This window comes from Globicatella sulfidifaciens DSM 15739, from assembly GCF_900167405.1.
Taxonomy (GTDB): Bacteria; Bacillota; Bacilli; order Lactobacillales; family Aerococcaceae; genus Globicatella; species Globicatella sulfidifaciens.
The window spans coordinates 80912-102097 of sequence record NZ_FUWO01000002.1; the positions used below are offsets into that span (position 1 = coordinate 80912).

The window sequence follows — 21186 nt, forward strand, 5'->3', positions numbered from 1 at the left end:
AGCAACAAATGACAATTAATGTTTTAAATATAAAAAACGGACCAACTATTAGTAAATATATTTATGGTCATTTTTCAGAGCATTTAGGAAGATGTATTTATGAAGGTATTTATGTTGGAGAAGACTCAGAAATACCTAATGTTAACGGGATTAGGACCGATGTTGTGGAGGCATTGAAAGAAATTCAAATACCAGTATTACGTTGGCCGGGTGGATGTTTTGCGGATGAATATCATTGGAAAGATGGTATCGGTCCAAAAGAGAATCGAAAAAAAATTGTGAACACTCACTGGGGTGGAGTAACTGAAAATAATCATTTCGGAACACATGAGTTTTTTGAATTAGTAAGACAGTTAGATTGCGAAGCATATGTGAATGGTAATGTGGGCAGTGGTACTGTTCAAGAAATGCAAGAATGGGTTGAATATATTACAATGGCCGGTGAATCTCCGATGGCAAATCTAAGAAGAGAAAATGGACAAGAAGAACCTTGGAAAATGAAATTTTTCGGAGTTGGAAATGAAAGCTGGGGTTGTGGTGGAAATATGCGCCCAGAATATTACGCTGACCTATATCGTCAATACCAAACATATGTAAGACAGTATGGTACAGAAAAAATTTATAAAATAGCTTGCGGCCCCAATATTGATGACTATTATTGGATGGATACATTAATGAAGCAAGCGGGACCTTGGTTTGACGGAATTAGCTTACACCATTATGCCTTGACAGGAGAATGGCTAGATAAAGGACCAGCAACTGGATTTCCGGAATCTCAATGGTGGTCATTAATGAAGAGTGCCAAAAAAATGGACGAATTGATTCAGAAGCATTCTATAATTATGGATAAATATGACCCTGAACAACGTATAGGATTAATTGTGGATGAGTGGGGTTCTTGGCTTGCAGTTGAACCAGGAACTAATCCAGGGTTCTTATACCAACAAAATACGATTCGCGATGCAATGGTAGCTGCTATAACCTTAAATATTTTCAATAATCATGCGAACAGAGTTTATATGGCCAACTTAGCTCAAACTGTTAATGTACTGCAATCAGTGATTTTAACTGAAGGAAAAGCAATGGTAAAAACACCAACATATCATGTATTCAATATGTATAAAAATCATCAGGATGCTGAATTGGTTGATTACTATGGTGAATTACCCGAAAATATTTCATTGTCAGTTTCCAAAAAAGAGCACAAACTAACAGTAACAATCTGTCATTATGGCTTGGAAAACGAACAAGAACTTCAATTAAATTTTGAAACCGAGATTCATAAATATGCAGGTAAGATACTAACAACTAAGGTTATGGATGCACATAATACCTTTGGAAATCCAAATAATGTAAAAATTGAAGATTATGAGAATATACGGACTGAGGGCAGAAAACTAAATATTAAATTACCGGCAATGTCAGTCGTAAGTCTTGAGTTGGAAGTGTAACGAATGTCATGTAAAGGCTGCGAAAGAAAAGGGAATATACTTTCAATAGATATCGATAACTTAATCAATCAACAACTTTCTTTGGAAATAAATTTAGTCAAAGAGGAAGAATGGCGTAAGAGACAACTTATCTGTGAAAGTTGTCCTTATCGTCATGGACATACATGTAGTAAATGTGGCTGTTTTTATAAATTTAGAACGGCTTTATCAATAAAACAGTGTCCAATGAATTATTGGAAGTAATAACAGGATGGCCACAAAGTCTCAAAAATAATCGGGGAACATATAAAAGTTAAGATGTTTGATAGAGTCCATATAATTGTGTAAAAAGGAAGAGTCACTCTTCCCATCATAAATGGTACAAACTTTTAAGAGTAATAAACAAAACGAGAGGAATCAAAATGCCCCAAGTGCATTTTACACTGAATCTAGAAGAAATTAAAAACTTAATTGGCGTAGAAGTCAAAGACAACATATCTAAGAGTATTTTAACCAAGGTATTTAATCAACTGATGGAGAAAGAACGGTATGAATACTTAGATAACGAAGCCTATCAACGCGATCCAAATAGAATGAGTTATCGTAATGGCTATTACGATCGTGACTACACAACACGACTAGTAACGTTAAACCTATAGTACTAAGAACAAGAGGTGGGAATTTTTCCTCTTCTTTGTGAATTTATTATATAACCATTGACATAAATTCATTGTTATTTTACAATATACTCATAAGTTAGTTTGGAATACAAACTAACTAAAGATTTAAGCAGTACTTATTGAGAGGAGTCAACAATGACTAATTATGATGATAAAAGCTACTTGGAAAAAGTAGATAAATGGTGGAGAGCAGCGAACTATATCTCTGTGGCACAGATGTATTTAAAAGATAATCCTTTATTACGTAAAGAGTTATCAAGTGAAGATGTAAAATTAACGCCAATTGGACACTGGGGGACTATTTCAGGTCAAAATTTTATTTATGCTCATTTGAATCGTGTAATTAACAAGTATGATTTAGATATGTTCTATATTGAAGGACCTGGACACGGTGGACAGGTGATGGTTTCAAATTCATTTATTGATGGATCGTATTCAGAACTATATCCAGAAATCACACCAGATGAAGCTGGCTTAAAACAATTATGTAAAATTTTCTCTTTTCCTGGAGGAATTGCTTCACATGCTGCGCCAGAAACGCCAGGGTCAATTCATGAAGGGGGAGAATTAGGTTATTCGCTTTCTCATGCTACCGGTGCGATTTTAGATAATCCAAATTTAATTGCAGCAACAGTGGTTGGAGATGGGGAAGCTGAGACAGGACCACTAGCAGCTGGATGGTTCTCAAATACATTTATCAACCCTGTGAATGACGGTGCTGTTTTACCCATTTTATATTTAAATGGTGGAAAAATTCATAATCCAACTATTTTAGAACGTAAAACTAATGAAGAATTAATGGATATGTTCAATGGATTGGGCTGGACCCCTATTTTTGTAGGTGGAACAGATCCTGAAGTGGTTCATCCGCAAATGGCCAAAAAGTTAGATGAAGCAATTGAATTAATTAAAAATATTCAAACCGAAGCAAGAAAACATCCAGCTGAAGAAGCAACGCAAGCTAAATGGCCTGTTCTTATTGTCCGCATACCAAAAGGATGGACGGGGCCAAAAGAATGGAATGGCGAACCTGTTGAAGGAGGTTTTAGAGCCCATCAAGTTCCAATTCCTGTTACAGGTAAAGATATGACGACTGCTCCATATTTGGTGGAATGGTTAGAATCTTATAAGCCTGAAGAATTATTTGATGAAAAAGGATATATTAAAGCAGAAATTCGTGCTATTTCACCAAAAGGTCATCGTAGAATGTCAATGAATCCTGTAACGAATGCAGGGATCGTTGAAAAGATGAACACAGCCGATTGGAGACAACATGCGTTAGACATAGGACAACCTGGTGAAATAATCGCACAAGATATGATTGAGTTAGGTAAATATGCGGCTGATTTAATAAAAGAAAATCCAAAAAACTTCCGTATCTTTGGACCAGATGAAACAAAATCTAATCGTCTACAACATGTATTTGATGCGACAAACCGCCAATGGTTAGGACGTGTGAATAAAGAATATGATGAATGGATTTCACCAGTTGGTCGTGTCATTGACTCACAATTATCCGAACATCAAGCAGAAGGATTCCTAGAAGGTTATGTCTTAACTGGACGTCATGGATTCTTTGCTTCATATGAATCATTCTTGCGAGTAGTCGATTCAATGATTACCCAACATTTTAAATGGTTACGTAAGTCTAAAACACATGCACCATGGCGTAAAAATTATCCGTCATTAAACCTGATTGCGACATCGACAGTATTTCAACAAGATCATAATGGTTATACGCACCAAGATCCAGGTTTATTGACACATTTAGCTGAAAAAACACCTGAATTTATTCGTGAATATTTACCAGCAGATACCAATAGTTTATTAGCTGTAATGGATAAATCTTTGCGAGACGAAGATAAAATTAATTTAATTGTTTCTTCAAAACATCCACGTCCGCAATTCTACTCAGCTGATGAAGCGCAAGAATTGGTAGAAAAAGGCTATAAAGTAATTGATTGGGCATCTACAGATAATGGGGAAACTCCAGATGTAGTCATTGCAGCGGCCGGTACGGAGCCAAACTTAGAAGCACTCGCAGCAATATCAATATTGAACAAAGCGTTCCCTGAAATGAAGATTCGCTTTATAAATATAGTCGATATATTAAAATTACGACATCCAGATGTTGATGCTAGAGGATTGACTGACGATGAGTTTAATAACCTATTTACCACTGATAAGCCGATTATCTTTGCTTTCCACGGTTATGAAGGGATGATTCGCGATATGTTCTTTAAACGTCAAAATCATCATATTTCAATCCACGGTTACCGTGAAAATGGGGATATTACCACACCATTTGATATGCGTGTATTATCAGAACTCGATCGTTTCCATTTAGCAAAAGATGCAGCTGAGGCTGTTTATGGTGATGCGGCAGGAGCGTTTAAAGAAAAAATGTTAGATACCGTTGCCTATCATACAGATTATATCCGTAAACATGGAAGTGATATTCCGGAAGTTTTAGATTGGAAATGGGAATCATTAACCAAATAACGCTTTAATTTATTCTGTATCATGCATACGCCCTTTAGGTAATAATTGTTTACCTAAGGGGCTTGTTTATTTGGCTCAATGTCGAATTGGATTTAAAGAATATTTGTCAATCCCCCCTACCAATGAGGGATTAATTTATTTCAAATAGCGATTTAACCGACTACGACTGATGTTTAATGCTTGTAAAGTTTTTTCTTTATTATTGCCAAATTCTTTTAATTTTGTTTGAATAATTTCTTGAATGTATTCATCTAGTTTAAGATTGTTGGTCACTGTTGCATCCTTGAGATACGATTTTTTAAATTGATTCATTTGGACAATTTTGAGACTTTCTTTTACGCGATTTGCGGTCACACGAATTTCTTCATTTAAAGCAACAATCCATTTAATGACTGCTTCAAGCTGAGCAAAATTTAAGTGCCAATGATAAGATTCAAGCAGTTCAAGTGCCGGCTGATCATAATGAAAGATGGTTTTATCCATTATCTGACAATAATGATGCGTCATCAAGCGGATAATTACCTCAAAATCAACATACTCATTTAGATTGAGCATTCGTATGGGAAAAGATTGATAATAAATTGAATTTCGTACAACGGTATTTGACTCCTCAGTTTCATAAAGGTAAACACAATACGAAAGATCATTTTGTAAGTTATTATTGACAACTTGTATTAATTTATCTTGGTCAAATTCGGACAGACACTCAGTATGTTGAAAAATATAACGAGAATTGTATTGTGATAGCAAAATTGGAGCGAGAATCCACCAGTTTGAATCAAATTGACGGCAATCAATTAGATAATAATTCTGAATGGTTAAATTATTGTGTTGACCGATTACTATCCCCATCAAGCTTTTTAAGGTATTCACATTACCATAGACAAAGAATGAGGAATAGTTCGAAGTAATTTTACTAAACTTTATATTATCTAAATATGTATTTAACACAGGTCGAAGGTAGTTATTTGGCAATAAGTCATTAAAATTTGTTAGGGAATGAAGCGTTACTACAGGATGTACGAGTTCAACAATATTTTGCTTTTTCTTTTTAGAATATAGATGGTAAATTTCATTTTCAAAAACAAATTTATCTTCCTCTGTTTCATAATTTTGATTGGATAAATCTAATATGGACGGAGAAATAGGTAATTTAAAATGTAATGTGTCGTGTTCGAATAATAATTGTTGTTGATCATCATAAATTAAATAGTCAATTTGATTCTTAGTAAGTAAATACTTTAACAGTGAATTATAAAATTTTATTTTTTTAATAGGTAACATGACTTCAATGATATGTTTTATTAGACGATTGATGGTTTCGCTAGAGACCAGATAAGTTAAAGTTTCATAAGCAGTTAAGCGAGTAATTGGATATAAATAGGAATCAGTAATCAGTGTAGAATATTCTTTCTCGGATAATTTATTTAATTCATCCGTCAAATGCTCCCACGAATGAATCGCAATGATGGGTATTGTGACATCGAGGGAGTCAACAACTTGTTTAGTTTCTTTATAAAGAGAATCAGTGGTATAAATAATCGTTTGATGCAAATTATTTTGACCTAACTTTATAGTCATTTTTGATTGTCAAATTAAGCTATTCAAAAAGAATCGATAGTAGTCGTATTAAGTTGAAAATGCATCAGATATTAAAAAAAGATGAATAACAACACCTTTATTTTTAATGATGCTTATATTAAGAATAAAAAAATAATTTATAAAAAGTATTGACAATAACATTTGAAAACGTTACAATTTATTTAGTTAGTTTATTAGACAAACAAACCCAAAAAGAAGAGGAGAATGAAAAATGAGTTATTTCCCAGAGATTAGTCAAATTAAATATGAAGGCAAAGAAACCAATAATTTATTTGCTTTCCGTCACTATAACCCAGAAGAAGTGGTTTTAGGCAAAACAATGAAAGAACATTTACGTTTTGCGGTTGCTTATTGGCATACCATGACCCAAGACGGTAGCGATCCATTTGGTAACCCTGTTAATGAACGTACTTGGTTTGGTGAAACACCAATGGACACAGCGCGTAATCGTGTAGAGGCTTTCTTTGAAATCTTAACAAAATTAGGGGTAGAATATTTCTGTTTCCACGATGTGGATATCGCACCAGAAGGTGATTCATTAGAAGAATTCTTCCAAAATTTAGATGAAATTACCAATTTAATTAAAGAAAAAATGGATGAAACAGGTATTAAATTATTATGGAATACCGCTAATATGTTCTCTCATCCACGCTATAACAATGGTGCAGCATCATCTAATAATGCAGATGTATTTGCTTATGCGGCAGCCCAAGTGAAAAAAGGTTTAGACATCAGTAAAAAATTAGGTGGCGAAAACTATGTATTCTGGGGTGGTCGTGAAGGCTACGAGTCATTATTAAATACTGATATGGCATTAGAACAAGATAATATTGCGCGTTTATTCAAAATGGCGATTGCTTATGGCGAAAAAATTGGTCATAAACCACAATTCTTAATTGAACCAAAACCAAAAGAACCATCAAAACACCAATATGACTTTGATGCAGCGACAACAATGGCATTTATTCAAAAATATGGTTTAGACGGCGACTTCAAATTAAACTTAGAAGCAAACCATGCGACATTAGCAGGTCATACTTTTGAACACGAATTAAATGTGGCACGTAACTATGAGGCATTAGGCTCAATCGATGCCAACCAAGGTGACCTATTATTAGGCTGGGATACGGATGAATTCCCAACAAATGTGTATGATACAACCTTTACAATGTATGAAATCTTAGAAAATGGTGGAATTGCACCGGGTGGTATTAACTTTGATGCGAAAGTAAGACGTTCATCACATGAAATGGAAGACTTATTATTAGCGCATATTGCGGGTATGGATACCTATGCACGTGGCTTAAAAGCAGCAGCGAAATTAAAAGAAACACGTTACTTAGATGATTTACGTGAAAAACGTTATGCAAGTTACACTGAAGGTGTAGGTAAACGCATTGTAGACGGCGAAGAAGATTTAGAAAGCTTAACTGCTTATGCAATGGAAAACCAAGATATTCGATTAGAATCAGGTCATTTAGAGGTTGTTAAATCTCGTTTAAATGATTTATTATTCTAATTTAGAAAGTTGAGGTGGGACAGATGAGTTATGTTTTAGGTATTGACTTAGGAACAGGGTCATTAAAGGGTTTATTATTTAATGAATCTGGCGAATTAATCACCACCGCTGATCAAAATTATGCTTTATTACAGCCTAAACCAGGGTATAGTGAGCAAAATCCATTGGATTGGAAAGAGGCTATGTTTAATGTAATGGATGAGTTGAACAATCGTGTTGATGATTTTTCAGAGCGTCTTGTTGCCATTAGTTTTTCTGGTCAAATGCATAGTTTAGTCTTACTCGACCAACATAACGAAGTGATAAGACCGGCTATTTTATGGAATGATGTCAGAACCACAAAACAATGTCAAACCATTATGGAGGAATTTGGACCTGAGTTATTAGCGATTACTAAAAATATAGCACTTGAAGGTTTCACATTACCAAAGATTTTATGGATTCAAGAAAATGAACTAGAAAACTGGCAGAAAACGAAGCATTTAATGCTACCAAAAGATTATTTGGTTTATAGTCTAACCGGAGAGTATTCAATGGACTATTCGGATGCTGCGGGTACTCTTTTATTGGATATAGAAAAATTGGATTGGTCGGAAGATATTTTAACTCAATTTAATATTAACCGTTCCATTTTACCAACCTTGCATCGTTCAATCGATAAAGTAGCCTCAATTACAACTGACATAAAAGAACGATATGGCTTTACTCATGATGTGAGTGTTCATGCCGGTGGAGCCGATAATGCCTGTGCTGCTTTAGGTGCAGGGATAGTTGATAAAGGATTAGGTATGATTTCAATTGGAACGAGTGGTGTGTTCTTGGCAAGTGAACCAACAGCCGAAGTTGATTATAAAGGGAAAGTCCATCTGTTTAATCATAGTGCTCCCGATTTATATTATGCTATGGGAGTGACTTTGGCAGCTGGAAATTCATTAAACTGGTTCAAAAATACCTTTGCAAGCAATTTAAAATTTGAAGAATTACTTGAAGGTATTGATAAAATTGAACCAGGTTCAGAAGGATTATTATTTACCCCTTACATTACCGGAGAACGCACCCCTCATAATGATAGTGAAATTCGTGGAAGTTTTACCAATATCGATATTCGTCATGGATTAAAACATTTTGCTAGAGCAGTTTTAGAAGGGATTACTTTCTCTTTAAAAGACGCCCAAATGATTATGAGTAATGTTTCCAATCAAGAGTTTGATCGGTTAGTGTCAGTAGGTGGTGGAGCCAAAAATAAAGACTGGTTGCAAATGCAAGCAGATATATTTAACGCTGAGATTATTACACTAGAAACAGAGCAAGGGCCAGGTGTAGGTGCAGCGATGTTGGCTGCCATTGGTAGTGGAGTGGTGGATTCTGTAGAAGATTGTATTTCTAAATTTGTGAAATATGACAACCATTATCAACCTAATGCCGACAATGTAGCGAAATATCAAGAAGTTTATGAAAGATATCAAAAAGTATATCCTGCAATTAAACAAATTTAGCCCCTTAGTTAAGATGTTGGTGGTTTTCACCAACATCTTTTATTCATTTATTGTTAATCAATTTAGTGAGAGTTGAAAAATTATAATGAAAATATTGAAAACATTTATGAATTAGTGAAAGCAAAAAATTGGTCAGCTAAATTTCTATTAAGTTCGAAATAGCGAAAAATTAAGAATTTATATAAAAAAATCCTTTACAAAATAGACAAAAAACGATATACTTTAGTTAGTTTAGAGAACTAACGAACTCAATAATAATTTGGAGGTATCTAAAAATGAAAATAATAAATCCAGTTTTGAAAGGATTTAATCCGGATCCATCAATGATTCGAGTAGAAGATACGTACTATATTGCTACTTCAACTTTCGAATGGTTCCCAGGTATACAAATTCACCAATCAAAAGATTTAATTAATTGGGAATTATTAACACATCCATTATCTACAACAACTTTATTAGATATGAAAGCGAATCCAGATTCTGGTGGGGTTTGGGCACCGGATATTTCATATGCAGATGGATTGTTTTGGATTGTTTATAGTGATGTAAAAGTTGTGGAAGGCTCATTTAAAGATGTTACAAACTACTTAATTACATCACCTTCTATTATGGGACCTTGGAGTGATCCAATTGTATTAAATGGTGTTGGATTTGATGCATCTCTTTTCCACGATGAAGATGGCAAAAAATATCTCGTACAAATGGAATGGGATCATCGCGAATACATGCATCCGTTTCATGGAATCAAATTAACGGAATATTCACATGAAGAAAAACGTTTATTACCAGAAACAAGCAAAATTATTTGGAATGGGACAGAAGTTAAACTGACCGAAGCACCCCATATTTATAAGATTGGAAAATACTATTACTTATTCTGTGCTGAAGGTGGAACAGTTTATACACATCAACAAGTGGTGGCAAGAAGTACCGAACTATACGGGGAGTACGAAAGTCAACCTGATATTTTCTTAACTGCTTTTGATTCTCCGAGAAATCCATTACAAAAATGTGGACATGGATCTTTAGTAGAAACTCAAACCGGAGAATGGTACTTCGCACATCTAACTGGTAGACCTTGGCACCATGAGACAGAATCGGTCACAGATCCAAGAGGTTGGTGTACACTTGGTCGTGAAACAGCTATACAAAAAGTAGAGTGGGATGAAAACGATTGGCCATATATTGTCGGTGGAAAACAAGGTTCACTAGAAGTTGAAGCGCCTAGTTTTGTAACGGCAGAAATCGAAGGAAATCAAGTTAATAGTCAGTTTGATGACTTTGATAATGACGAGCTAGATATCAACTTCAATACAGTAAGAGTACCATTTGATGCTCAAATGGGAGAAATTAAAGATAGCCATTTAGTATTGAATGGTAGAGGATCATTTAATAATTTACATACAAATTCTCTAGTTGCAAGAAGATGGCAAGCATTTGAATTTGATGCTGAAATAAAAATTAAGTATGAACCGACAACATTCCAACAAATTTCAGGATTAGTTAATTACTATAATTCTAATCATTGGTCAATGATTGCGATAACTTGGGATGAAAACACAGGTAAATCATTAGAAATATTACAAAGTGATAATGGACAATTAACAAGTTATTTTGCAAAAAATAAAATTGCAATCCCCGAAAATGTAGAATATGTCTATTTAAGAAGTAAGGTAAGAACGACTCATTATACCTATGAGTATTCATTCGATGGAAAAGAATGGAAAGCAACTAATATCATTTTAGATGCTAAAATTTTATCAGATGATTATGTCAATATGCACTATGGAGGTTTCTTTACAGGGGCTTTTGTAGGAATGGCTAATATTGACTATTCGGGATATGGATTGAAATCTTACATAGATTACTTCAAGTATCAAGAATTGGATTAGAGGTGTAATAATGACAATACTATTTTCTATGAAAGATATTAACAAATCTTTTGGACCAGTAAAAGTATTAAAGAATGTTCAACTAGAAGTAGAAAAAGGTGAGATACATGCTTTAATGGGGGAAAATGGTGCAGGGAAATCAACTTTAATGAACATTCTTGGTGGAGTAATTCAAAAAGATTCTGGAGAAATTCTCTTCGGAAACCAAATGATAGAAAACCACTCTCCACAAATTGCTAAAGATTTGGGAATTGGATTTGTCCATCAAGAATTTAACTTGGCTGAATCATTAACAGTTGCAGAAAATATTTATATGGGACGATTACCATATAAAAATGAAAAATTAGGAATCGTTGACTACAAAAAATTAAATGATAATACAGAATATTATTTAAATATGTTAGGAGTCAATATTAAACCTACGGATGTGGTTTATAAATTATCAACTGCAAGTAAGCAAATGATTGAAATCGCAAAAGCACTCAGTTTAAACGCTAAAGTTATCATCTTTGATGAACCAACAACTTCATTATCAGATAAAGACGTTGAAGTACTATTCATAATAATCAATGCTTTAAAACAAAAAGGTATTTCAAGTGTTTATATTTCGCATAGAATGGAGGAAATCCACCAATTATGTGATCGTATCACGATATTACGTGATGGACAATATATAAGTACAGATAATGTTAAAGACTTAACAGACCAAGAAATTATTAAAAAATTAGTGGGACGTAACTTGGATAATTTATATCCAGAAAGAAATGTTGAGGTTGGTGAAATTGCTCTAGAAGTAAAAAATCTATCAGATACTAAAGGTGCAGTAAAAAATGTATCATTTAACGTTAGAAAAGGTGAAGTGGTAGGTTTTGCAGGTTTGGTGGGGAGTGGCCGTACGGAATTAATGAGACTAGTCTTTGGAGCAGATCCTGTTGAAAGCGGGGAAATATTTGTAAAAGGACAAAAAGTTAATATTAAATCACCAGTAGAAGCAATCAACAAAGGAATCTGTTTATTAACGGAAGATAGAAAAAACCAAGGTGTTGCTTTGGGACTTTCTATTAAAGAAAATATTAATATGACAGCCTTAAAATCTAATATTATTAATCACAAGGAAGTTAAGAAAAAAGTTGATGAATTGGTTGAAAACCTACAAATAAAAATTAGTAGTGTTGACAAGCCAGTATCTTCCTTATCAGGAGGTAACCAACAAAAGGTTGTACTTGCAAAATGGTTAAATACTTCAAATGATATTTACATCTTTGATGAACCTACCAAAGGTATTGATATCGGAGCTAAAAGTGAGATATATGCCATTATTAATCAGTTAGTAGCGGATGGCAAAGCGGTTATTATAGTCTCTAGTGAAATTCCGGAATTATTAGGAACAGTCGATCGAATTTATGTCCTTAACGAAGGAAGATTAACAGGTGAGCTGTCCATCGAAGAAAGTACACAAGAAAAAATAATGGAATTAGCAACGCTAGGATAGGTGATAAAGATGAAAAAATTTGATATTAAAAATTTATTTTTACAGTACTCGGTATATGTCGTTTTAGTTATTTTATTTATAATGTTCTCGCTATTAAGTCCTATGTTTTTGTCAGCAGGTAATATCTCTAACTTTTTTAGACAAATTCCACCGGTTGGCATTATGACAGTGGCTTACTGTATGGTATTGATAACCGGTTATGTGGATTTATCAATTGCATCTATTGCAGCCTTTACAGGGACCACAGCAGTTTACTTAGGTTCATTAGGTTGGTCGCCTATTTTAGTCATTCCAATTGCTATCTTAATTGGAGTTATCTTTGGGACAATCAATGGTATCTTAATTAAAAAGTTAGACCTACCTGCGTTTATTTTAACTTTAGGTACTAATTATGTTATTCGCGGTATCATTATGTTCATCACAAATGGAATCTATGTTACGGGTACCCCAGATTGGTTTGGAAAAATCGCTGGTACTAAAGTAGTTGGTAATATCATTTATACGAACACATTAATTTTTATATTAATTATTATACTATTCTCGTATATTATGAAAAATACACGTTTTGGACGTTACTGCTATGCAGTAGGTTCTAATAGTGAAGTAGCACGTTTATCTGGTATTGAAACCGATAAACATGTCATTAAAATGTTTGCAATTGAAGGCGCATTAGCAGCAATTGCGGGTATTTTATTAATGAGTAATCTTAACGTCGGTGGTCCTAATGAAGGCCAAGGGCTAGACCTACTAGCGATGGCTGCTTCGATTATGGGGGGGACACAATTTAGTGGCGGTGTTGGTACTATTGGTGGTGCGGTAGTTGGTATTTTCACATTACAACTATTTAATAATGGGTTAGCAATCCTAGGCGTTAACGCATTTATGCAACAAGTGGTAACAGGTGTTGTCATTGTGTTCTCTATTATCATCGATTATTTAAGAAGAAAAGCTGAAATGAACAGCTAAAAAAATCATTTAAAAAAGAAAAAGGAGCATTTAGCATGAAAAAAATAACAAAAATGTTATTAAGTTTATTAGCAAGTTCAACTTTTTTAGCAGCTTGCGGTAATACAGGTTCTTCAGATAATACAACAGCAGATTCTGGAGAAGCAAATAAAACATTATATTTTATTCCAATCGTTGATATTGGTGCATATTGGAACCCAATGAGAAAAGGGGCTGAAGATACGGCTAAGAAATTAGGATATGATTTAGTTGTCAAAACTTCACCCCCAGCAGAAGCGCAAAAAAATGAAAAACATATTGGATTCATTAATGAAGCCGTTTCGAATAAAGCTGCGGGTATTGCGATTGCACCGATTGAAGCTAATATGTTTAAGGCGCCTATCAAAGCAGCTATGGACGCTAATATTCCAGTTATAACATTTGATGCTGATTTAGAAAACCCCGAAGATCGTACTGCTTATGTAGGAACAGATAATGTTCTCGCAGGTCGTGATTTAGGGATGAAAGCAGCAGAAGAATTGAAAGAAAAAGGAATCACTTCTGGTTCAATCTCTGTTGTCTGTGTAGACCGTGCACAACCGACAATGATTGCTCGTGAAAAAGGATTAAAAGAAGGATTTAACGAAGTAATGGGTGACGATGCTGCTAACTTTAAATTCTTGGAAACCATTCAAGATAAAGACCAAGCTGCAGTTTCAAAAGAACAATTAGAAGGCCAAATTACTGGTAATGCTGATTTAGTACTAGTATTCTCTTTAGGTTCAGAAGGTCCAGACGTAGGAGTTATGGAAGCTTTAGCAGCTCAAAATAAAGCGGGAGAAATCTTACACTTTGGTTTTGACTACACTCCAACATGGGAAAAAGGAATTGAAGACGGACGTATTACAGCAATTGTTGACCAAGACGCTTATAACATTGGAGTTCAAGTAATTGAAAACTTAGTTAAAGCAATTGATGGTGAAGAATTAGAAGATAATATTCCTATCGATGTTAAGTTTGTACGTGCAGAAGAATTAGTAGAGTACGGTAAAGAAAAACAAAAACAATCTACTGATACAACAGAATAATATTGAATATGAGACCGTGACATTTGTTGCGGTCTTAAGTTTTAAAAAAGAGAGGAGCATGAAAATGAATTATAAACAGCTAGGTAATACCGATATGAAAATTAGTGAACTAAGTTTTGGTACATGGGCAATGGGAAGTGACTGGGGCAATGTATCTGTAGAAGATGCTAAACAAGCAATTCATTATGCAATTAATCAAGGCGTAAATTTTTTTGATACAGCTGATGTTTATGGAATGGGTAAAAGCGAACAGATTTTAGGAGAAGTTTTAAAAGAACGAACAGAAAGAATTTATATTGCAACTAAATTTGGACGTAAAGATGACTTCACTAACCCAGATAATTACACATATGAAAAAGTAAAAAAATTATGCCGAAAATAGCTTGAAAAACTTAGGTATGGATGCGATAGATTTATATCAAATTCACTGTCCAAGTACTGAAATATTAGAACAATTAGCCGTCTTTGATGTGTTAGAACAATTACAAAAAGAAGGGTTAATACGTTATTATGGTGTCAGTGTTGAAACAGATGCACAAGGTGAATTTGTCTTAAATAATACCAAAGCTAGTAGTCTTCAGGTAATTGTTAATATGCTAAGACAAAAGCCCATTGATCAAATGATAAAATTAGCAGAACAAAAACACGTTGGGGTCTTAGCACGGGTACCCCTAGCAAGTGGCTTATTAACAGGGAAATATACCATTAACTCTGTTTTTCCTGAAAATGATCATCGTAATTATAATCAGAACGGTGAAGCTTTCAATGTTGGAGAAACATTTGGTGGCTTACCATTCAAAAAAGGTATTGAATTGGTTAATCAGTTAGAATGGATTAAAGAAGAAAGGATTAGTATGCCGGTCGCAGCTTTAAAATGGGTTGTTCAACAAAAGGGCGTCACAGCTGCCATACCAGGTTTTAAAAATATCAAACAAGTTAAAAGTAATCTTGAGGTCTTTAATGCTAAAGACTACACAGAAGAAGAACTCACACGATTGAAAGATTTTTATTGGAATGAAGTTCATAATCATATTCGAGGAGATTATTAGAGTACGAAAATAAACACCTATCAAAGCGACGAGAAAAGTCAGTTTGATAGGTGTTATTTAATGAAAATATTTAGTTTTCTTGATAATAATTACGGAATTTAAAGACTGGAATGTTTAAGTAGTTACGTAATACCAGTGCCACCCCTCCAAATAAAGTAGAGCGTCCTTCAAATGCGGAAGTTTTTATTTTAACGCCTTCTGTGAAACGACTATTTAATGAATCGAGAATGAACTCTAGCAATTCAGGGATTTTTTCATATACAGAACTGTCAATATAAACAACTTCTGGATCATGGAAAAGAATAATATTATTGATACATAAACTTAAATACATGGCTTTTTCTCTTAGCAAATCTAAAAGAGCTTCTCTTTGTTCGGTTTTTAACATTTTAACCAAATAATCTGAATTTATTTTATCAATATTAATTTTGAAGGCTTCCGATACACTCTCATAAATCGCTTGTTGAGAGGCATATTTTTCTAAACACCCTTTATTTCCACATCCGCATGCTTTTCCATGTGGGAAAATAATGGAGTGTCCAATTTCTCCTGCTTTACCGGCATTACCATGATGCAACAGCCCATTTTCAATAATGCCTAAACCAATCCCACCATGAATCGAAATACATAGTAAATCTTCCGCGCGTGAAACGAAAGTATACTCTCCTAAAGCAGCTAAATTTGCTTCATTTTCAAAGTAAAATGGGAAGTCATACTTATTGGATAAGAATTGGTATAAATCATCCCCAATTAAATCATAAATTGGCGAGAAATTAATCGTGTTGTTTTGCGTGATACCATGAATTGAAAGTGCACATCCGATAATCCCTTTATTTGTTTTGGGAACATTTTCTATAACGTAGTCTAAAATGTCAGTTAATAAGTCATTAATGGTGTTTGTGTTAATTTCAATTTTTCTTAGTTGTTGTTCCAAAATGATTTTTCCATCTAAGAAAGTAACCAAAACATTGATATAGTTGTAGCCAATATCGATGGCAACAACTGCTCCTGAGGAACTATTGTATTCTAATAAAATTGGTTTACGACCACCCATAGAACTAGCATCACCGATTCCGGTCTCATTAACAAGACGTTCCTCAATCAGCGTTTTAACAATTGATGAGATAGAAGCTTTGTTTAAAGTAGTTAATTCCGAAAGGCTTGCTCGTGAGATAGGGCCATTTTCAATGATAGCTTTTAATACTAAAGATTCGTTGTTATTTCTAATACTATATACTGATGAAATCATAAAATATCTCCTATTTATTCGTATAATAATTATATCATAGAAAGAGAACAAAAAAGACTAAATGTTTTTACAAAAAACAATTGACCCCCATTATGAAAAGGGATACAATTAATATATAAGTTAGTTTAACACACAAACAAACCTGAGTCAATAATGGGATGAGGAGGGATAATTGATACTTAGGTAAGTTATTAATTGGAATATGACAATCAAAATAGAAAAAGGAGTAATATTATGAATAAAATAGTAAAAAAGTTTTTTTAAATCATTATTAACAGTGGGAATAACTTCTACGATATTAAATCCTATAGCTGCATTAGCAGAAGAAATAAGAGTTTCATGGTGGGGCAATGATGATAGACATCAATTAACATTAGAGACAATTAAAAAGTTTGAAGAGCTTAATCCAGATACTAAAATAAAACCAGAATATTCGGGATTTGGTAGTCTCGTTGAAAATTTTACTACACAATTCGCTGGTGGTACAGAAGCTGATGTGATGATTGTTCTATATAACTGGATTGATCAGTTTTCTCCTAACGGAGATGGTTTTTATGATATAAATGAGTTAAAAGATATTATCGATTTATCTCAATTTGATGAAGAATTTCTTAAATTTGGGGAATCTAATGGGATTTTACAAGGGATAGCGCAAGTAGAAAATGTTCTCATTATTGCTATGAATAAAACAATTCTTGACAAACTTGGTTCTGAAATACCAACTACTTGGGATGAATACAAGGAAATAGCAAAAAACTACCAGAAGGCTCTTTCCTTTTAGTATCACCAACACCAAAATTTGCTGCTACTCTTTATTTACAGCAAAAGACTGGAAAGCCTGAATTTGATGTGAACGGAAATATGAATTATTCAGAAGAAGATTATAAGGAAGCACATGGTATAAGGATTTAGTGGATTCTAGAGTGTTTGTCTCTCGACAATCATATCTTGAAAATGTAGGAACTGAACCTGTATCAGTTGCTCAAAATGCTAAGTATATTAATGGTGAATATGCAGGCGTACTAGAGTGGAATGGTGGTTTAAAATCAAACGAGGCAACATTAAAAGAAACTAATCAAGAACTAGTAATCGCACCAATGCCAGTAATAGAGAATGCTAAATTTGATGGAACAATGTCAAAACCAACAATGTTATTTTCTATTTCTAAAAATACCAAAAATCCTGAATTAAGTGCTAAATTCCTCAATTTTATATTAAATGATCCAGAAGGAATTAAGCTGATGGGTACGTCGAGAGGTATTCCAGCTTCTAAAATTGCCGTTGAAGTACTAACTGAGGATGAACAGATTGACGGAGTAGTAAAAGAAGGGTATGAATATGGTTTAGAAGTACCTAATATGCAACAAACACCATTTTTGACAAAGGTACTTTTACCTTCTTTAAAACCAGCAATAGTATCCTGTGTAATATTTCAATTTGTATGGAGTTTTAATGATTATTTAGGACCGTTAATTTATATTACTTCTGTTGAAAAACATCCAGTTTCTGTGGCATTGAAAATGAATATAGATACAAGTAGTGGAGTAGTTGAGTGGAATCAAATAATGGCAATGTCAATAATATCTTTACTACCAGCTATATTATTATATTTTTCTTCTCAAAAATACTTTGTTGAAGGTGTTACCTCTTCGGGTATAAAAGGTTAGTTTAATGAATATTATAGACTTATTATCAAAATATTTAATGTTATGGATTTATAAAGTATTACCTCGTATATTGGTTTTCTATATTATAAATATTCCAGTGATAGTTATATTTATTGTGTTTCGAATTAGTAGAGATAATCTGGTAATATTTTTAATTTGTAATATTATCTTCACAATTAGTCTTTGGTTTTATATTTTGGCAATAAAACATAAGAAGTTGAAAAATGTTGTTAATAATATTTTTGATGAGACAAAAAGATATTTTTTAGAAATGCTCCTTATTATGTTAGTTAATTCAATTATAATTATTGTAATAAGTATAATTAGTTATTTTAAGGAATTAGAAGTATTTTCAATTTTATTTTTTATTACCACTGTATTTGTTGTTGGTTCAAATTTAGAATTAATATACAGAACAATATTTGATCTCAAGACGAAAGAGAAGATTTTACTTAATTATATTGATTGTTTAATGTTTGTTTATGGTACACCAAAGTTGGGGATTACGTACATAGTATTGTTTTTTATACTTTTTATATTATTTTATTTCTATGCACCTGTATTGATTGTTATTGCTTTTCCGTTCTTTTTAGAGATTATGTTTAAGCTACGAAAGGAGAAAAATAATGGATAAGTGTTGGTTAGAAAAAAAAGTAAAAGGTTTTGATGGCTTTGTAATAGATCAAGTCGATGATATTACTAAACAAATTAGTAGAGAAATTAAATTGTTATTTGATAATTGTAAAGAAAATTATTCAAATGGGAAAAGGATTATAAAGTTTAAAATTCAAAATGACACTGATCTCATTAAAGATGGTTTTAAAATAATAAATAAAAATGAAATAATTGAAATTATCGGAAAGAATACCATGGGTTTACTTTATGGGTTATATACTCTGTACAGAAGAGAAATTTTAAAAAATAAGTATGAGGAAATAATTTCAAATCCAGACCAATCCATTCGAATGATTAATCATTGGGATAATATGGATGGAACAATAGAACGAGGCTATGCGGGTGAGTCAATATTCTTTAAAGATAACTCTTTTAGAAGAGATTTTACATTGGTAGAAGAGTATGCAAGGTTATTAGCATCGGTTGGTATTAACGCACTTTCAATCAATAATGTAAATGTTCATAAGATAGAGACTGAGTTAATAACAGAAAAGTTTTTACCTGAATTAGTTATCTTAAATCAAATTTTTAATAGATTTGGTATAAAAATGTTCCTTTCAATTAATTTTGCTTCACCCAAGCGAGTGGGAAATTTAGATACTTCAGATCCCTTGGATGAAAATGTGATACATTTTTGGAAAGAAACAATAGATAGATTATATCGCTATATTCCAAATTTTGGTGGATTTGTAGTAAAGGCAGATTCTGAAGGAGAACCTGGTCCATTTACTTATAATAGATCACATGTAGATGGTGCAAATATGTTTGGCAGACTATTAGAAGAACACGGAGGATTATGTATCTGGCGTTGCTTTGTCTATAATAGTACACAAGATTGGAGAGATAGAAGTACCGACAGAGCGAGAGCTGCTTATGATCATTTTATGCCATACGATGGAAAATTTAACAATAATGTCATCTTGCAAATTAAATTGGGACCACTTGATTTTCAGGTAAAAGAGCCTGTTTCACCTTTATTTGGAGCTTTGAAAAAAACGAACCATATTATTGAATTTCAATTAACACAAGAGTATACAGGGCAACAAAAAGCAATATATTATCAAGTACCCGTTTGGAAAGAAGCTTTAGATTTCGATACACAACACAATGGAGTAGGAAGTTTCGTAAAAGACATGATAAAAGAAAATTCACCTGTTAGCGAACATTCGGGGATTTGTGCAGTAGGTGTAGTTGGAACAGATAATAATTGGACTGGACATAAGTTAATGCAAATAAATCTATATGCGTACGGACGCTTAGCTTGGAATAATTGTCTGACAACAGAAGAAATATCTAAAGAATGGGTAAAGTTAACGTTTAATCTAACTGATGACTATTCGGAAATATTAGAAGAGATTTTGAATACATCTCGAGAAACTTACCAATTGTATAATGCCCCAAATGGTGTTGGCTTCATGTGCAGACCTAATCATCATTATGGTCCGGATATAGATGGTTATGAATATGATCGTTGGGGGACATACCATTTTGCTGATAGAGATGGTGTTGGTGTCGATAGATCAAAAACTGGAACAGGATATGTTGAGCAATATTCAGATGAAATATGTGATTATTACAATTCTTTAGAAACATGCCCAGATGATTTATTACTATGGTTCCACCACGTTCCATATACCCATGTGTTACAAAATGGAAAAACATTAATTCAAGATATTTATGATAATCATTTCGAAGGTGTGGAAAGAGTAAAGAAATATATCGAACAATGGAAAAACTTTAAAGAGGTAGTTGATCACGTCGATTTTGAAAATATTTTGGACAGATTAAATGAACAATATAGGCTAAGTATTGAATGGAGAGATCAAATTAATACTTATTTTTATAGAAAATCAGGGATAAAAGATGAGAATGGACGAAAGATATATTTATAAAAGGAGAA

The 21186-nt window shown here is 33.2% G+C and carries 17 protein-coding genes and 1 pseudogene; 16 read left to right on the forward strand and 2 right to left on the reverse strand.

Annotated elements, in window-relative coordinates; all coding sequences use genetic code 11:
- Positions 1–8: 8 nt before the first annotated feature.
- The 4 genes and pseudogenes from B5D12_RS01505 (at position 9) to B5D12_RS01520 (ending at position 4612) form a co-directional block, all read left to right on the forward strand.
- The gene (locus B5D12_RS01505; RefSeq protein WP_078755165.1) at positions 9–1451 is read left to right on the forward strand and encodes an alpha-N-arabinofuranosidase; all 1443 of its coding nucleotides are present in this window, start codon (positions 9–11) and stop codon (positions 1449–1451) included.
- A 3-nt stretch (positions 1452–1454) separates the two neighbouring features.
- Positions 1455–1694, forward strand: coding sequence for a DUF6171 family protein (locus B5D12_RS10375; RefSeq protein WP_078755166.1), 240 nt, complete (start codon positions 1455–1457; stop codon positions 1692–1694).
- 158 nt (positions 1695–1852) lie between these two features.
- Positions 1853–2127 (forward strand): annotated as a pseudogene (locus B5D12_RS01515) (transposase); the annotation flags it as partial.
- A 118-nt stretch (positions 2128–2245) separates the two neighbouring features.
- Positions 2246–4612, forward strand: coding sequence for a phosphoketolase family protein (locus B5D12_RS01520; protein WP_078755168.1), 2367 nt, complete (start codon positions 2246–2248; stop codon positions 4610–4612).
- A 135-nt stretch (positions 4613–4747) separates the two neighbouring features.
- Here B5D12_RS01520 and B5D12_RS01525 read toward each other — a convergent pair whose 3' ends face one another.
- Positions 4748–6193 (reverse strand): AAA-type ATPase lid domain-containing protein, encoded by a 1446-nt coding sequence (locus B5D12_RS01525; protein WP_078755169.1) that lies wholly within the window; start codon positions 6191–6193, stop codon positions 4748–4750.
- A 232-nt stretch (positions 6194–6425) separates the two neighbouring features.
- Between B5D12_RS01525 and xylA the strand changes: the two genes are divergently transcribed.
- The 8 genes from xylA to B5D12_RS01560 all read left to right on the forward strand — a co-directional run bounded on the left by xylA (position 6426) and on the right by B5D12_RS01560 (position 15695).
- Positions 6426–7733, forward strand: coding sequence for a xylose isomerase (xylA, locus tag B5D12_RS01530; protein ID WP_078755170.1), 1308 nt, complete (start codon positions 6426–6428; stop codon positions 7731–7733).
- Between the two features lie 23 nt (positions 7734–7756).
- Positions 7757–9229 carry a xylulokinase gene (gene xylB, locus B5D12_RS01535; RefSeq protein WP_078755171.1) on the forward strand — a complete coding sequence of 491 codons (1473 nt, stop codon included), beginning with the start codon at positions 7757–7759 and terminating at the stop codon, positions 9227–9229.
- A 275-nt stretch (positions 9230–9504) separates the two neighbouring features.
- Positions 9505–11121: a glycoside hydrolase family 43 protein gene (locus tag B5D12_RS01540; RefSeq protein ID WP_078755172.1), complete on the forward strand. Its 1617-nt coding sequence runs from the start codon at positions 9505–9507 to the stop codon at positions 11119–11121.
- 10 nt (positions 11122–11131) lie between these two features.
- A complete protein-coding gene (locus tag B5D12_RS01545; RefSeq protein ID WP_078755173.1) occupies positions 11132–12613 on the forward strand; it encodes a sugar ABC transporter ATP-binding protein in 1482 nt (493 codons plus the stop codon).
- Between the two features lie 9 nt (positions 12614–12622).
- Positions 12623–13579 (forward strand): ABC transporter permease, encoded by a 957-nt coding sequence (locus tag B5D12_RS01550; RefSeq protein ID WP_078755174.1) that lies wholly within the window; start codon positions 12623–12625, stop codon positions 13577–13579.
- Positions 13580–13614: 35 nt separating this feature from the next.
- Entirely contained in the window at positions 13615–14646 is a 1032-nt protein-coding gene (locus B5D12_RS01555) for a sugar ABC transporter substrate-binding protein (RefSeq protein ID WP_078755175.1), read from the forward strand.
- 64 nt (positions 14647–14710) lie between these two features.
- Positions 14711–15028, forward strand: a complete 318-nt coding sequence (locus tag B5D12_RS10535) for an aldo/keto reductase (protein WP_200802977.1) — start codon at positions 14711–14713, stop codon at positions 15026–15028.
- Between the two features lies 1 nt (position 15029).
- A complete protein-coding gene (locus tag B5D12_RS01560) occupies positions 15030–15695 on the forward strand; it encodes an aldo/keto reductase (protein WP_200802978.1) in 666 nt (221 codons plus the stop codon).
- Between the two features lie 70 nt (positions 15696–15765).
- On the opposite strand, the gene B5D12_RS01565 is transcribed toward B5D12_RS01560, so the two are convergent.
- Entirely contained in the window at positions 15766–16944 is a 1179-nt protein-coding gene (locus tag B5D12_RS01565; RefSeq protein ID WP_078755176.1) for an ROK family transcriptional regulator, read from the reverse strand.
- A gap of 277 nt (positions 16945–17221) precedes the next feature.
- Between B5D12_RS01565 and B5D12_RS01570 the strand changes: the two genes are divergently transcribed.
- The 4 genes from B5D12_RS01570 (at position 17222) to B5D12_RS01585 (ending at position 21178) form a co-directional block, all read left to right on the forward strand.
- On the forward strand, positions 17222–17725 hold the full coding sequence (locus B5D12_RS01570; protein WP_078755177.1) for an ABC transporter substrate-binding protein: 504 nt from the start codon (positions 17222–17224) through the stop codon (positions 17723–17725).
- Positions 17726–17855: 130 nt separating this feature from the next.
- A complete protein-coding gene (locus B5D12_RS01575; protein ID WP_143412017.1) occupies positions 17856–18611 on the forward strand; it encodes an ABC transporter permease subunit in 756 nt (251 codons plus the stop codon).
- A 4-nt stretch (positions 18612–18615) separates the two neighbouring features.
- Positions 18616–19245: a hypothetical protein gene (locus tag B5D12_RS01580; RefSeq protein ID WP_078755178.1), complete on the forward strand. Its 630-nt coding sequence runs from the start codon at positions 18616–18618 to the stop codon at positions 19243–19245.
- Positions 19238–21178: an alpha-glucuronidase gene (locus B5D12_RS01585; RefSeq protein ID WP_078755179.1), complete on the forward strand. Its 1941-nt coding sequence runs from the start codon at positions 19238–19240 to the stop codon at positions 21176–21178. Before B5D12_RS01580 ends, B5D12_RS01585 begins: the two co-directional genes overlap by 8 nt.
- Positions 21179–21186 lie beyond the last annotated feature (8 nt).

Excerpts from the sequence above, each read along its gene's own strand:
- B5D12_RS01550 (WP_078755174.1), top strand. The coding sequence starts at position 12,623 with ATGAAAAAATTTGATATTAAAAATTTATTTTTACAGTACTCGGTATAT.
- B5D12_RS01565 (WP_078755176.1), bottom strand. The coding sequence starts at position 16,944 with ATGATTTCATCAGTATATAGTATTAGAAATAACAACGAATCTTTAGTA.
- B5D12_RS01505 (WP_078755165.1), top strand. The coding sequence starts at position 9 with ATGACAATTAATGTTTTAAATATAAAAAACGGACCAACTATTAGTAAA.
- B5D12_RS01520 (WP_078755168.1), top strand. The coding sequence starts at position 2,246 with ATGACTAATTATGATGATAAAAGCTACTTGGAAAAAGTAGATAAATGG.
- B5D12_RS01540 (WP_078755172.1), top strand. The coding sequence starts at position 9,505 with ATGAAAATAATAAATCCAGTTTTGAAAGGATTTAATCCGGATCCATCA.
- B5D12_RS01545 (WP_078755173.1), top strand. The coding sequence starts at position 11,132 with ATGACAATACTATTTTCTATGAAAGATATTAACAAATCTTTTGGACCA.
- B5D12_RS10535 (WP_200802977.1), top strand. The coding sequence starts at position 14,711 with ATGAATTATAAACAGCTAGGTAATACCGATATGAAAATTAGTGAACTA.
- xylA (WP_078755170.1), top strand. The coding sequence starts at position 6,426 with ATGAGTTATTTCCCAGAGATTAGTCAAATTAAATATGAAGGCAAAGAA.
- B5D12_RS10375 (WP_078755166.1), top strand. The coding sequence starts at position 1,455 with ATGTCATGTAAAGGCTGCGAAAGAAAAGGGAATATACTTTCAATAGAT.
- xylB (WP_078755171.1), top strand. The coding sequence starts at position 7,757 with ATGAGTTATGTTTTAGGTATTGACTTAGGAACAGGGTCATTAAAGGGT.
- B5D12_RS01580 (WP_078755178.1), top strand. The coding sequence starts at position 18,616 with ATGAATATTATAGACTTATTATCAAAATATTTAATGTTATGGATTTAT.
- B5D12_RS01525 (WP_078755169.1), bottom strand. The coding sequence starts at position 6,193 with ATGACTATAAAGTTAGGTCAAAATAATTTGCATCAAACGATTATTTAT.
- B5D12_RS01555 (WP_078755175.1), top strand. The coding sequence starts at position 13,615 with ATGAAAAAAATAACAAAAATGTTATTAAGTTTATTAGCAAGTTCAACT.
- B5D12_RS01585 (WP_078755179.1), top strand. The coding sequence starts at position 19,238 with ATGGATAAGTGTTGGTTAGAAAAAAAAGTAAAAGGTTTTGATGGCTTT.